Below are 14029 nucleotides of genomic sequence, written 5' to 3' on the forward strand. Positions count from 1 at the left end.
CCGCATTGCGGCCAGCACCGGCAAACAATTCTGTGTGCAACAACCACAGGCCACCAACCCGGAACAACCGGGCCGGCCGCCAAAGAAGTGCGCCCGCACACTGCGGGCGCCGTTCTTAGATGTGACTTACTTTAACAATTTCGTACTCAATGACGCCGCCCGGTGTTTTCACCGCCACCACATCACCCTCTTCCTTGGCAATCAAGGCACGGGCCAGTGGCGAACCCACGGAGATCTTGCCGAGCTTGAAGTCAGCCTCATCTTCACCGACGATCTGGTAGGTCACGCTTTCGTCAGTCTCAACGTTGGCGATCTCGACCGTGGTGCCGAAAATCACTTTGCCGGTGTGAGGAATCGTCGTTACATCGATGATCACCGCGTTCTGCATGCGGCCTTCGATGTCACGGATACGCGCCTCAACCATACCCTGCTGCTCGCGGGCAGCATGGTATTCAGCGTTTTCTTTAAGGTCGCCCAGCTCACGCGCCGTGCCGATGTCCTGGCTCAGCTTGGGACGAACAACCTTGGTCAGATGTGCGTGTTCTTCTTCCAGGGCTTTGGCGCCCTGGACCGTCATTGGGTACTTGATCATGCCTTCAATCCTGCGTGTAGATCCTGCAAGCGACGTACGGTTTTTTCAGGACCGAATTTAAGCGCTTCACAGATCGCTTCGCCAGCAGCAATAGTCGTGGTGCAGTAGATCTTGTGCTGCAGCGCGTTGCGGCGAATGGAATAGGAGTCAGCAATAGACTGACGACCTTCGGTGGTGTTGATGATCAAGGTTACTTCGTCGTTCTTGATCATGTCGACAACGTGCGGACGACCTTCGGTCACCTTGTTCACGCGGCGCACTTTAAGGCCAGCCGCTTCGATGAACTTGGCAGTGCCAACGGTCGAAACAATTTCAAAGCCCAGGTTGATCAGGTCGCGGGCAACACCGGCAACCAGTGGCTTGTCGTCGTCGCGTACGCTGATGAAAGCAGTACCGCCAGTCGGCAGCACTTCGCTTGCACCCATCTGGGCCTTGGCAAAGGCTTCGCCGAAGGTATCGCCCACGCCCATCACTTCACCGGTGGACTTCATCTCTGGGCCGAGAATCGGGTCAACGCCAGGGAATTTGGCGAACGGGAAGACCGCCTCTTTCACGCTGTAGAAGTTAGGAATGATTTCTTTGGTGAAACCGATTTCCTTCAGGGTTTTACCGGCCATCACGCGAGCCGCGATCATTGCCAGGGAAACACCGATGCACTTGGAGACGAAAGGAACGGTACGCGATGCACGCGGGTTCACTTCGATCACGTAGATATCTTCGCCCTGCAGAGCCAATTGCACGTTCATCAGGCCGACAACGCCCAACTCCAGAGCCATTTTCTTGACCTGCTCGCGCATCTCGTCCTGGATGTGCAGCGGCAGCGAGTACGGCGGCAGCGAGCACGCGGAGTCACCGGAGTGAACGCCAGCCTGTTCGATGTGCTGCATGATCGCGCCGATCACCACATCAGTACCGTCGCAGACAGCGTCCACGTCCATTTCGATGGCGCAGTTGAGGAAGTGGTCCAGCAGCACCGGGCTGTCGTTGGATACTTTCACTGCGTCACGCAGGTAGCGCTTGAGTTCGTCTTCTTCGTAAACGATTTCCATCGCACGGCCGCCCAACACGTAGGAAGGACGAACCACCAGCGGGTAACCGATCTTGCCAGCGGCACGAATGGCTTCGTCTTCGCTGCGCACAGTGGCGTTAGGCGGCTGACGCAGGTTCAGGCGTTCGACCATCTGCTGGAAGCGCTCACGGTCTTCGGCACGGTCGATGGCGTCAGGGCTGGTACCGATGATCGGCACGCCGGCTTCTTCCAGGGCACGCGCCAGTTTCAGCGGAGTCTGGCCGCCGTACTGGACGATCACGCCTTTTGGCTTCTCGACGCGGACGATTTCCAGCACGTCTTCCAGGGTTACGGATTCAAAGTACAGACGATCCGAGGTATCGAAGTCGGTGGAAACGGTTTCCGGATTGCAGTTGACCATGATGGTCTCGTAACCGTCGGCACGCAGTGCCAGAGCGGCGTGAACGCAGCAGTAGTCGAACTCGATGCCCTGACCGATACGGTTCGGGCCGCCACCCAGGATGATGATCTTGTCACGATCCGAAGGGTTGGCTTCGCACTCTTCCTCATAGGTGGAGTACATGTAGGCGGTGTCGGTGGCGAACTCGGCCGCGCAGGTGTCAACACGCTTGTAGACCGGGAACACTTCCAGCTTGTGACGGTGGCGACGCAGGTTCTTCTCGGTCACACCCAGCAACACGGCCAGGCGCGCGTCGGAGAAGCCCTTGCGCTTGAAGCGGTACATGGCATCGCGATCGATCGATGTCAGTGCCATGGTCTTGATCTTTGCTTCGTCCTTGATCAGATCTTCGATCTGTACCAGGAACCAAGGGTCGATCATGTTCATGCCAAAGATATCTTCAACGGTCATGCCGGCGCGGAACGCGTCAGCCACGTACCAGATACGCTCGGCGCCCGGCACGGTCAGCTCGCGCTTGAGCACGGCCATGCTTTCCGGGTTGCTCAGGTCCAGCTTTGGATCAAGACCGCTTACACCCACTTCCAGACCGCGAAGGGCCTTTTGCAGGGATTCCTGGAAAGTCCGGCCGATAGCCATGACTTCACCCACAGATTTCATCTGTGTGGTCAAACGGGCGTCAGCCTTGGCGAACTTCTCGAAAGCGAAGCGCGGCAGCTTGGTCACAACGTAGTCGATGGACGGCTCGAAGGACGCTGGTGTGGCGCCACCGGTGATTTCGTTTTGCAGCTCGTCCAGGGTGTAACCGATCGCCAGCTTGGCAGCGATACGCGCAATCGGGAAGCCGGTAGCTTTCGATGCCAGCGCCGACGAACGCGATACACGCGGGTTCATCTCGATCACGACCATACGGCCGGTGTCCGGGCAAATGCCGAACTGAACGTTGGAACCGCCGGTTTCAACGCCGATCTCACGCAGTACCGCCAGGGAGGCGTTACGCATGATCTGGTATTCCTTGTCCGTCAGGGTCTGCGCCGGAGCAACGGTGATCGAGTCACCGGTGTGCACGCCCATCGGGTCGAAGTTTTCGATCGAGCAAACGATGATGCAGTTGTCCTTTTTGTCGCGGACAACCTCCATCTCGTACTCTTTCCAGCCGATCAGGGATTCGTCGATCAGCAGCTCTTTGGTTGGCGACAGGTCCAGACCACGCGTACAGATTTCTTCGAATTCTTCACGGTTATAGGCAATACCGCCACCGGTGCCGCCCATGGTGAAGGACGGACGAATGATGCACGGGAAGCCCAGTTTTTCGAGGACCGCATTGGCCTCTTCCATGCTGTGGGCAATACCGGAGCGCGGGCAGTCCAGGCCGATGGACTTCATCGCCTTGTCGAAACGCGAACGGTCTTCAGCCTTGTCGATGGTGTCAGCGTTGGCGCCGATCATCTCTACGCCGAACTTCTCCAGAACGCCTTCGCGCTCCAGATCCAGTGCGCAGTTCAGAGCAGTCTGGCCGCCCATGGTTGGCAGCAGTGCATCCGGACGCTCTTTTTCGATGATCTTGGCAACGGTCTGCCATTTGATCGGCTCGATGTAGGTGGCGTCGGCCATGTCCGGGTCGGTCATGATGGTGGCCGGGTTGGAGTTCACCAGGATGACGCGGTAACCCTCTTCGCGCAGGGCTTTACAGGCCTGGGCGCCGGAGTAGTCGAATTCACAGGCCTGGCCGATAACGATCGGGCCAGCGCCGAGAATCAGGATGCTTTTTATGTCTGTACGTTTTGGCATGGGTTTGTCACTCAAATCCGCAGGTCAGTCGGCAAGCTGTCAATCAGTTTTGTGATGCCCCCGGGGGCCACCGAAGTTCGGGGCCGCCACAGGGCGCAAACAGAAGGCTGATTAACGGCGCTTGGCCATCTCATTGATGAAGCGATCGAACAGCGGCGCAACGTCGTTCGGGCCCGGGCTTGCTTCAGGGTGACCCTGGAAGCTGAAAGCGCTCTTGTCGGTCAACTCGATACCTTGCAGGGTGCCGTCGAACAGCGACTTGTGGATGGCGCGCACATTGGCTGGCAAGCTCGCTTCGTCTACCGCAAAACCGTGGTTCTGGCTGGTGATCATCACAACACCGGTGTCCAGATCCTGGACCGGGTGGTTAGCACCGTGATGGCCATGACCCATTTTCACGGTCTTGGCGCCGGAAGCCAGGGCCAGCAGCTGGTGGCCCAGGCAGATACCGAAAACCGGAATCTCGGTGGTCAGTACTTGCTTGATTGCAGTGATCGCGTAGTCGCATGGCTCAGGGTCACCCGGGCCGTTGGACAGGAACACGCCGTCCGGGTTGAGTGCCAGAACGTCACTGGCCGGAGTTTGCGCAGGCACCACGGTCACGCGGCAGCCACGCTCAACCAGCATGCGCAGGATGTTCCACTTTACGCCGTAGTCATAAGCGACCACATGGTAAGGCAGCTCGCTGGCTTCGATCGTCGGGTGACTGTCGGTAGCCAGGTTCCAGACGCTGGAGCGCCACTCGTAGGCTTTTTCGGTGCTGACGACTTTCGCCAGATCCATGCCTTTCAGGCCCGGGAAGCCGCGAGCAGCTGCGATGGCAGCTTCTTCAGAAATGTTGTCGCCCGCCATGATGCAACCGTTCTGCGCGCCTTTCTCACGCAGGATGCGCGTCAGGCGGCGAGTGTCGATACCGGCGATGGCCACAACATTGTTGGTTTTCAGGTAGTCGGCCAGGGACATGGTGTTGCGCCAGTTGCTAGCAACCAGCGGCAGATCACGGATTACCAGACCTGCGGACCAGACACGATCAGACTCGGCGTCTTCCGGGGTAGTACCGGTGTTGCCAACATGCGGGTAAGTCAGGGTCACGATTTGCTGAGCGTAGGAAGGATCCGTCAGGATCTCCTGGTAGCCAGTCATTGCGGTGTTAAACACCACCTCACCAACGGTTTGACCGTCGGCCCCAATGGCTTCGCCGCGAAAAATGCTGCCATCAGCGAGGGCGAGTATGGCTTGCTTAGTCAAGAAGACCTCCCGTAAATAAAGCCTGAAAGGGCGATCGCAGGTTGTAAAAAAGCGGAGTGACGTATGGACACGTCACCCCGCTTCTTCATCGAATTATCTGCGCGCTTTTAGTGGACACACTAAAGCTGTAGCTTACAGAAAAAGGCTTTTTTGGTCTACCGCTAAAGAGTCTAAAAGACAGGGGAATGCGACAGAACATCGCTTAGCGGTTAAAAATCGGGCTACTGGCGCGCCAACAGCCCGATTTTACAGAGTTAACTCAACGCAGGTCGAGCACATCCTGCATGTCATACAGGCCAGGCTCACGCCCTTGCAGCCACAAGGCAGCACGAACAGCGCCCTTGGCAAAGGTCATGCGGCTCGATGCCTTGTGGGTGATTTCCAGGCGCTCACCTTCAGTGGCGAACAACACGGTGTGGTCACCCACCACATCACCGCCGCGCACAGTGGCGAAACCGATGGTTTCACGCTCGCGGGCGCCGGTATGGCCTTCGCGGCCATAGACCGCAACCTTTTGCAGATCACGACCCAACGCATCGGCAACCACCTCGCCCATGCGCATCGCCGTGCCCGAAGGGGCGTCGACCTTGTGCCGGTGATGGGCCTCGATGATTTCGATATCGGCATCTTCACCCATCACCCGCGCCGCCATGTCCAGCAGCTTGAACGACAGATTGACGCCGACACTGAAGTTGGAAGCAAAGACAATCGCGATATCCTGGCCAGCTTCGACCAGCAACTGCTTTTGCTCGGCATTGAGCCCCGTGGTGCCGATCACCATCGCCTTGCCCAATTTGCGACACACCGCCAGGTTGGCGAGCATCACTTCAGGCAGGGTGAAGTCGATCAGCACATCGAAATCAGCCGCGACCGCTTGCAGGCTTTCGGACAACGGCACACCGATGCGCCCGATAGAAGCCAGCTCACCGGCATCAGCCCCCACCAGGGAGCTGCCCGGACGCACGATGGCCGCTGTCAGCCCGCACACCGGCGAACGCTGCTGCACCGCATCGATCAAGGTCTTGCCCATGCGCCCGGCAGCGCCCATCACAGCTATACGTCGCATCTACCGCTCCTTAGAGGTCGCCGAAAAAACGCTTAACGCCTTCAAACCAGCCAGTGGCGTTTGGCGAATGGCTGCTATCGCCTTCCAGCGTGGTACGGAACTCTTCCATCAGCTCGCGCTGACGACGGCTCAGTTTAACCGGAGTTTCGATCACTACGCGGCACATCAAATCGCCTGCACCGCCACCGCGTACCGGGGCCACGCCTTTACCACGCAAACGGAACTGCTTGCCGCTTTGCGTACCTTCCGGGATTTTCAGCTTGACCCGGCCATCCAGGGTCGGCACTTCAATTTCAGCGCCCAGCGCAGCGTCAGCAAAGTTGATCGGCACTTCGCAGAACAGATGCTTGCCATCGCGCTGGAAAATCGCGTGCTCGCGTACATCGATTACCACATACAGGTCGCCAGTCGGCCCACCCTGCACGCCCGCCTCGCCTTCGCCCGACAGACGAATGCGATCCCCAGTATCAACGCCCGCAGGCACTTTGACGGAAAGGGTCTTGTACTCTTCTACGCGACCTTCGCCACGGCAGCTTTCGCAAGGATCAGAAATGACCTTGCCTTGACCGTGACAGCGCGGGCACGTTTGCTGAACCGCGAAGAAGCCCTGCTGCATGCGCACCTGGCCAATACCGCCACAAGTGGTACAGGTCACCGGCGAAGAGCCCTTCTTGGCGCCCGAACCGTCACACGGCTTGCAATTGACCAGCGTAGGAACGCGGATATTGACCGTGGTACCGCGCACAGCCTCTTCCAGATCCAGCTCCAGCGTATAGCGCAAATCGCTACCACGCTGCGCGCCGCCCCGGGAGCCGCCACGACCACCGCCAAAGAAATCGCTGAACACATCACCGAAAATATCGGAGAAGTTCTGACCGCCGAAGCCGGCACCGCCACCACCCATTTGCGGATCAACACCGGCATGGCCGTATTGATCGTAGGCAGCACGCTTGCTGGAATCCGACAGAACCTCGTAAGCCTCGTTGGCTTCTTTGAACAGCTCTTCCGAAGCCTTGTCATCCGGGTTACGGTCCGGGTGATGCTTCATCGCCAGGCGACGATAGGCCTTCTTCAGCTCTACCTCGGTGGAGGTGCGTTCAACACCCAATATTTCGTAATAGTCGCGCTTTGCCATAATTCTTTGCACTCTCAAGGACGTTCGACAAAACCCTCCCGAGCCTCGCCAAACCCGCCAAGCCCGAAAGGATCAGACCCGACTCACGTCTTTTCAACGATATAGGTTTGTGTTTAACAGCCAATGCATTGGCCGCCAGGAGCGGTTACTTCAGGCCGGAAAACAGGAAAGATCCAGGCCAAACCGCCAGCATTCGACCTTGTCGCATGCTGTAAAAATTCTTGTACTCCAGACACGCCAACGCGGGAGCAAGCTCCCGCGCGGCGACATCCTACCAGTCACCGCTCAAGCGCGGTCAACCGGGCGACAAACAAGCTGATTACTTGTTGTCTTTTACTTCTTCGAACTCAGCGTCGACAACGTCGTCCGCTTTTTCAGCCGAATCAGCTGGCTTGGCCGCTGCGTCTGCCGGGTTCGCCTGCTCGGCGTACATTTTCTGTGCAACCGGAGCAGATACCTTGGACAGCTCTTCAACCTTGGCTTCGATAGCCGCCTTGTCGTCGCCTTTAACAGCGGCTTCAAGTGCAACTACAGCAGCTTCGATTGCAGTTTTCTCTTCCTCGGTTACTTTGTCGCCAGCATCGACGATCATTTTACGAGTCGAGTGAACCAGTGCGTCGCCCTGGTTACGTGCAGCTGCCAGCTCTTCGAACTTGCGGTCTTCCTCAGCGTTGATCTCGGCATCGCGAACCATCTGGGCGATTTCTTCCTCGGACAGACCCGAGTTAGCCTTGATCACGATCGACTGAGACTTGCCAGTCGCCTTGTCTTTTGCACTTACGTGCAGGATGCCGTTGGCATCGATGTCGAAGGTCACTTCGATCTGAGGCACGCCACGTGGAGCAGGTGGAATGTCAGCCAGGTCGAACTTGCCCAACGACTTGTTCTGTGCGGCTTGCTTGCGCTCGCCTTGCAGCACGTGAATGGTCACTGCGCCCTGGTTATCGTCTGCAGTCGAGAACACTTGCGATTTCTTGGTAGGAATCGTGGTGTTTTTCTCGATCAGAGCAGTCATTACGCCGCCCATGGTTTCGATACCCAGAGTCAGCGGGCTCACGTCCAGCAACAGAACGTCTTTAACATCACCGGCCAATACCGCGCCCTGGATGGCAGCACCCATTGCAACAGCTTCGTCCGGGTTCACGTCTTTACGTGCTTCCTTGCCGAAGAACTCGGTTACCAGCTTCTGTACCAGCGGCATACGAGTCTGGCCACCGACCAGGATCACGTCGTTGATCGAACCAACGTCGATACCGGCGTCTTTCAGCGCGATGCGGCAAGGCTCGATGGTGCGTTGAACCAGGTCTTCAACCAGCGATTCCAGCTTGGCGCGCGAAATTTTCACGTTCAAGTGCTTAGGACCGGTGGCATCTGCAGTGATGTAAGGCAGATTCACGTCAGTCGACTGGCTCGAAGACAGTTCGATCTTGGCTTTTTCTGCAGCTTCTTTCAGACGCTGCATCGCCAGCGGGTCACCTTTGAGGTTCATGCCGCTTTCTTTCTTGAACTCGTCAACCAGGTAGTCGATCAGACGGATGTCAAAGTCTTCACCACCCAGGAACGTGTCACCATTGGTTGCCAGCACTTCAAACTGGTGCTCGCCATCAACTTCGGCAATTTCAATGACCGATACGTCGAAAGTACCGCCACCCAGGTCATAAACGATGACAGTGTGGTCGCCTTTCGCTTTATCCATACCGTAAGCCAGAGCAGCTGCGGTTGGTTCGTTGATGATGCGTTTTACGTCCAGGCCCGCGATACGGCCGGCGTCTTTGGTCGCCTGACGCTGGCTGTCGTTGAAGTAGGCCGGAACGGTAATCACCGCTTCAGTCACTGGCTCGCCGAGGTAGTCTTCGGCGGTTTTCTTCATTTTCTTCAGGATTTCAGCCGAGATTTGTGGCGGAGCCATTTTCTGGCCGTTCACTTCAACCCAAGCGTCGCCGTTGTCAGCCTTGGCGATTTTGTACGGAACCATCTGAATGTCTTTCTGTACAACTTCTTCGTCAAAACGACGACCGATCAGACGCTTCACCGCGTACAGGGTGTTATGCGGATTGGTCACTGCCTGACGCTTGGCCGACTGGCCAACCAGAATTTCACCATCATTGGCGTACGCAACGATCGACGGCGTGGTACGCGCGCCTTCTGCGTTTTCAATAACTTTAGCTTTACCGTTTTCCAGAACCGACACACACGAGTTGGTGGTCCCGAGGTCAATACCGATAATTCTGCCCATGTTTACTCTCCCTAAATTTGAATTTTGTTGCCGCAGCAGTAATGACCAACTGCGGCACTGCTTAACGCTTGACTTCTAAATGGGGGCCTTGCGGCCGATTTCAAGCCTGCTCGTCAATCGATGGCGAAACCGGCGCTGGCGCCTTGCTGACTACGACCATAGCCGGGCGCAGCAAGCGACCATTGAGCTGATAGCCTTTTTGAAACACCTTGAGCACACTGTTTGGCTCCACGTCAGCGCTTTCCTGCATGGCCATCGCCTGGTGATGCTCGGCATTGAAGGGTTCGCCGTGCGGATCAATCGCTTCCAACTGGTAACGCTTCAGGGTGTCCTGGAACATTTTCAGGGTCAGCTCGATCCCTTCACGCATCGGGCGAATGTTCTCGTCGTCCGCACTGGACAATTCAAGACCGCGCTCCAGGCTGTCGATCACCGGCAACAGGTCGCCAGCGAACTTTTCCAGCGCAAACTTGTGCGCCTTCTCAACATCCAGCTCGGCGCGACGGCGAACATTCTGCAGATCGGCAGCTACGCGCAGAGCCTGATCGTTAGCGGCTGCCAGCTGCTCTTCAAGCACCTGCACGCGGGTTGCCAGATCTTCGCCAGCTACTTCGGCTTCCTGGTTCTGCGTATCCATAGTCTGTTCGTCTGCCATAGATTTCTCCTTTCAAACATCGTCCGCGAGCTCGACTCGCGCTTGTGCCAAGGTATATGGGGTCGCAATTCTCAGGTTCAAGAGCCAAAAAACCATAAAAGGCATGTTTGCCCCCTCACCCTGCCCCAGCTGAAAAAACCAAACGAGCTAAGAATCCGATAAAAACAAGCAAATCGAACTAAACGCAACCATTGTCAGCAGGAAACAAAACACTGTATAAATAACCAGACATTACGTTTTGGAGCAGCTCCCATGCTGGTGCACCTGTCCGTACACAACTACGCCATTGTTGAACATCTCGATCTGGAACTGGATCGCGGGATGAGTGTAATCACTGGCGAGACTGGCGCCGGCAAATCGATCATGCTCGATGCATTGGGCCTCACCCTTGGCGACCGCGCCGACAGCGGCGTCGTGCGCCCCGGAGCCGACAAGGCCGATATCCTGGCCACGTTCGACCTGCAGGAAATCCCCGAAGCCCGGGCCTGGCTGGCCGAGCGCGACCTTGAAGGCGACGGCCCGTGCATCCTGCGCCGGGTCATCACCGCCGAAGGCCGCTCGCGCAGCTATATCAACGGCACGCCCTGCCCCCAGGGCGACCTCAAAGCCCTGGGCGAGCTGCTGATCGACATCCACAGCCAGCATGAACACCAGTCGCTGCTCAAGCCCGACACCCACCGTCGCCTGCTCGACGAATTCGCCGGCGCCACCGACCTGGCCCGCCAGGTGCAACTGGCGGCACAACGCTGGCGCCAGACCAAACAAGAGCTTGAGCACCTGTCCAACTCTGGCGATGAACAGCGCGCACGCCATCAACTGCTGAGCTATCAGCTTGAAGAGCTGGAAACACTCTCTCTGGGTGAGAACGAACTGGAAGAGCTGGAGCAGGAACACAAAAACCTGACCAACGCCGAAACCCTGCTGACCATCTGTCGACAAGTGGTCGAGCAATGCAGCGAAAGCGATTCCGGCAACGTACTTAATGCATTGACGGCCAGCCTCAACCGCCTCTCAAGCATCAACAGCAACTCGGGCTCGCTGGGCGAAGCAACTGACCTGCTGGCCAGCGCACAGATTCAGGTCGAAGAGGCGGTGGGGGAACTCAACCGCTTTATCGACCACTTCGACGCCGACCCGGGCCGCCTGCAGTACCTCGAAGAGCGGCTCGACACCATTTATACCCTGGCGCGCAAACATCGGGTCCAGCCCACGGAAGTGGCCGCCCTGCAGCAAAAACTGCTGGATGAGCTGGAGACCCTCAACGCCAACGATGAAAACATCGAGCGCCTGGCCAATGAACTGACGTCCTTTACCCGCCACTATCAAGAGTGCGCACGGGAACTGAGCAATCTGCGCAGCCTGGCCGCAACACGCCTGAGCACTGCCGTAGAAGAAGAGATCCAGCGCCTGGGCATGCCCGGGGGCCGCTTTGTGATCGAACTGCGCCCACAAGCCAGCAGTGATCCCGCCCCACACGGCCTGGAGCAGGTTGAACTGCTGGTCAGCGCCAACCCCGGCCAACCCCTCAAGGCCCTGGCCAAGGTTGCCTCGGGCGGCGAACTGTCGCGTATCAGCCTGGCCATTCAGGTGATCACCGCACAAACCTCCCGCGTACCGACCCTGGTATTCGACGAAGTAGACGTGGGCATTGGCGGGCCGACTGCAGAGATCGTCGGGCAACTGCTGCGCCGCCTGGGCGAGCGCGGTCAGGTGCTGACGGTCACTCACTTGCCGCAAGTGGCCGCGCAATGCCATCAGCATCTGTTTGTCCACAAGGTGCGCGAAAGCGAGACCACCCGCACTGCCGTGGCCAAACTGAGCAAAAAAGAGCGCGTCGAAGAGGTCGCCCGCATGCTTGGCGGTATCGACCTGACCAAGGAATCCCTAGCCCACGCCAAAAAGATGGTGATCACGGCGAAGAATCTTGCAGCTTAACGACGAACGGTCATGAAATAACCGGTATCAGAAAGCACGAAGGCGGCCCTTGGGCCGCCTTCGATCGTTTCGCGAACCGTAATTCGCGTGACATGCTCTTACTTGGCCTTCTTGCGCACGTACAGCACCAAGTTGTGATCCACCAACTCGACACCGTGCTTGGCTGCAATGGCGTGCTGCAGTTTTTCGATGTCTTCGTCGAAAAACTCGATCACTTCACCGCTGTCCACGTTGACCATATGGTCGTGGTGGCCGCCGTCAGCATCAGCCAATTCAAAGACAGCATGACCGCCATCGAAATTATGGCGAATCACCAGCCCTGCTGACTCAAACTGGGTCAGTACACGGTAAACCGTGGCCAGACCGACGTCCTCGCCCGCTTGCATAAGTGCCTTGTAAACATCCTCGGCGCTCATGTGACGCTGCTCTGCAGAGTCAAGCATCTGTAGAATTTTGACTCGTGGCAGAGTCACCTTAAGTCCGGCCTTACGTAGTTCGCTATTTTCAACCATGGTTAGCTTTCTCGCGGAAGCCGCTTCGCAGCTTCTCTTAATACGGGTATGATCGGCGTTTACGTTGTCCCAGCCAAGATAGTGGAAGTCGCCCACCGATGCAAAACACCAAGCTCTTGCTAACCAGTTTCACCTTTGTGGGACTGCTCGCACTCGCCGGTTGTTCATTCCCCGGGGTTTACAAAATCGACATCCAACAGGGCAATGTCGTCACGCAGGACATGATAAACCAGTTACGCCCGGGAATGACCCGCCGGCAAGTGCGGTTTATCATGGGTAATGCCCTGCTGACCGATACATTCCACCCTGATCGCTGGGATTACCTGTATAGCCTGCAGCCCGGCGGCGGTGAACGCCAACAGGAACGCATCAGTGTGTTCTTCAACCAGAACGACCAGCTCGTGAGCCTGTCAGGTGACTTCAAGCCTGGCGTCAGCCGCGACGAAGCCATTCTCGGCAAAACCGGTGGCACAGACGTGACCGAACCGGCTACCCAAGCACCAGCCGAGAAGAGCGAAGTTCCAGCCAAGCCTGGTTCGTTGCTTGATCAGATCCAGAAGGACGTGGACGGTGTTGAAACCGTACCGGTTCCTACGCCAGAACCTCTGGATACCACCGAGCAATAAACGCCCGGTACAAAAAAGCCCGGCATGCCGGGCTTTTTGTTGCCTGCCATAAAGCTGTCAGGGCTGGCTAAGGCGCTTGGCCTCGGCAGCCTTGGCCGCACGCTGGCGGCGAATCTCCTTGGGGTCGGCCAACAGCGCACGATACAGTTCGATGCGCTCCCCGGCCTGTAGCACCCGGGTATCAGGGTCAGCCACCTGTTTGCCGAAAATCCCCACCGGGCAATTGGCCAGGTCAACCTCTGGAAACTCGCGCCCGATGCCCGACGCCAATACCGCAGCCCGCACCGTCGTGCCTTGGGCCACTATCACGGTCAGCAGGCACTGGCGATCAACAGCGGCGTAAACCACCTCAACTTCGATCACGGGCTCAGCCATACAGCTGTTTGGCGCGCTGGCAGAAAGCATCCACCAGCGTATTGGCCGCCTGATTGAACAAAGGCCCCAGAGTCGCCTTGACGATGGCCCCGGCGTAATCAAAGGTCATGTCCAGGCTGATCTTGCACGCCTTGTCACCCAGCGGCTTGAACACCCACACGCCGTGCAGCTTGGTAAACGGGCCTTCTTCAAGGTTCATCTCGATGGACTGCCCGGGCACCAGGGTGTTGCGCGTGACAAAGTGCTGGCTCAAGCCGCCCTTGGCCACGCCCAGGCTGGCGCGCATCAGCACTTCAGTGCTTTCCAGGATTTCGGCAGACGAGCACCACGGCAAAAACTGCGGGTAGCTCGCAACATCGTTCACCAGGTCATACAGCGCCTGGGCTGGATAAGGCAACAAGGCAGAGCGTTGGATATGGGTAGTCATGTCA

At 57.7% G+C, this 14029-nt stretch carries 12 protein-coding genes; 2 read left to right on the forward strand and 10 right to left on the reverse strand.

Annotated elements, in window-relative coordinates; all coding sequences use genetic code 11:
• Positions 1-115: 115 nt before the first annotated feature.
• From greA to grpE, 7 genes are all read right to left on the reverse strand, one after another.
• Positions 116-592: a transcription elongation factor GreA gene (gene greA, locus AB3G35_RS23370; protein ID WP_016783444.1), complete on the reverse strand. Its 477-nt coding sequence runs from the start codon at positions 590-592 to the stop codon at positions 116-118.
• A complete protein-coding gene (gene carB, locus AB3G35_RS23375; protein ID WP_016783445.1) occupies positions 589-3810 on the reverse strand; it encodes a carbamoyl-phosphate synthase large subunit in 3222 nt (1073 codons plus the stop codon). Before carB ends, greA begins: the two co-directional genes overlap by 4 nt.
• A 111-nt stretch (positions 3811-3921) precedes the next feature.
• Positions 3922-5058 (reverse strand): glutamine-hydrolyzing carbamoyl-phosphate synthase small subunit, encoded by a 1137-nt coding sequence (gene carA, locus AB3G35_RS23380; protein WP_016783446.1) that lies wholly within the window; start codon positions 5056-5058, stop codon positions 3922-3924.
• Between the two features lie 259 nt (positions 5059-5317).
• The gene (gene dapB / locus AB3G35_RS23385; RefSeq protein ID WP_159259458.1) at positions 5318-6124 is read right to left on the reverse strand and encodes a 4-hydroxy-tetrahydrodipicolinate reductase; all 807 of its coding nucleotides are present in this window, start codon (positions 6122-6124) and stop codon (positions 5318-5320) included.
• Positions 6125-6134: 10 nt separating this feature from the next.
• The gene (gene dnaJ, locus AB3G35_RS23390) at positions 6135-7259 is read right to left on the reverse strand and encodes a molecular chaperone DnaJ (RefSeq protein ID WP_016783448.1); all 1125 of its coding nucleotides are present in this window, start codon (positions 7257-7259) and stop codon (positions 6135-6137) included.
• Between the two features lie 319 nt (positions 7260-7578).
• Positions 7579-9495, reverse strand: a complete 1917-nt coding sequence (gene dnaK, locus AB3G35_RS23395) for a molecular chaperone DnaK (protein WP_086798784.1) — start codon at positions 9493-9495, stop codon at positions 7579-7581.
• Between the two features lie 100 nt (positions 9496-9595).
• Complete coding sequence (grpE, locus tag AB3G35_RS23400) at positions 9596-10150, reverse strand: nucleotide exchange factor GrpE (protein WP_016783450.1); 555 nt, start codon at positions 10148-10150, stop codon at positions 9596-9598.
• A gap of 252 nt (positions 10151-10402) precedes the next feature.
• Here grpE and recN point away from each other — a divergent pair, with 252 nt between their 5' ends.
• On the forward strand, positions 10403-12085 hold the full coding sequence (recN, locus tag AB3G35_RS23405) for a DNA repair protein RecN (RefSeq protein ID WP_134051140.1): 1683 nt from the start codon (positions 10403-10405) through the stop codon (positions 12083-12085).
• A 98-nt stretch (positions 12086-12183) separates the two neighbouring features.
• On the opposite strand, the gene fur is transcribed toward recN, so the two are convergent.
• Positions 12184-12597 (reverse strand): ferric iron uptake transcriptional regulator, encoded by a 414-nt coding sequence (gene fur / locus AB3G35_RS23410; RefSeq protein WP_029611724.1) that lies wholly within the window; start codon positions 12595-12597, stop codon positions 12184-12186.
• Between the two features lie 98 nt (positions 12598-12695).
• On the opposite strand from fur, the gene AB3G35_RS23415 reads away from it, so the two are divergent.
• Positions 12696-13223, forward strand: coding sequence for an outer membrane protein assembly factor BamE (locus tag AB3G35_RS23415; RefSeq protein WP_016783453.1), 528 nt, complete (start codon positions 12696-12698; stop codon positions 13221-13223).
• A gap of 57 nt (positions 13224-13280) precedes the next feature.
• Here AB3G35_RS23415 and AB3G35_RS23420 read toward each other — a convergent pair whose 3' ends face one another.
• Both AB3G35_RS23420 and AB3G35_RS23425 read right to left on the reverse strand, forming a co-directional pair.
• Positions 13281-13598, reverse strand: coding sequence for an RnfH family protein (locus AB3G35_RS23420; RefSeq protein ID WP_369782174.1), 318 nt, complete (start codon positions 13596-13598; stop codon positions 13281-13283).
• A complete protein-coding gene (locus AB3G35_RS23425; protein WP_016783455.1) occupies positions 13591-14025 on the reverse strand; it encodes a type II toxin-antitoxin system RatA family toxin in 435 nt (144 codons plus the stop codon). Before AB3G35_RS23425 ends, AB3G35_RS23420 begins: the two co-directional genes overlap by 8 nt.
• Between the last annotated feature and the right edge of the window lie 4 nt (positions 14026-14029).

This window comes from Pseudomonas sp. WC2401, from assembly GCF_041200115.1.
Taxonomy (GTDB): Bacteria; Pseudomonadota; Gammaproteobacteria; order Pseudomonadales; family Pseudomonadaceae; genus Aquipseudomonas; species Aquipseudomonas fragi.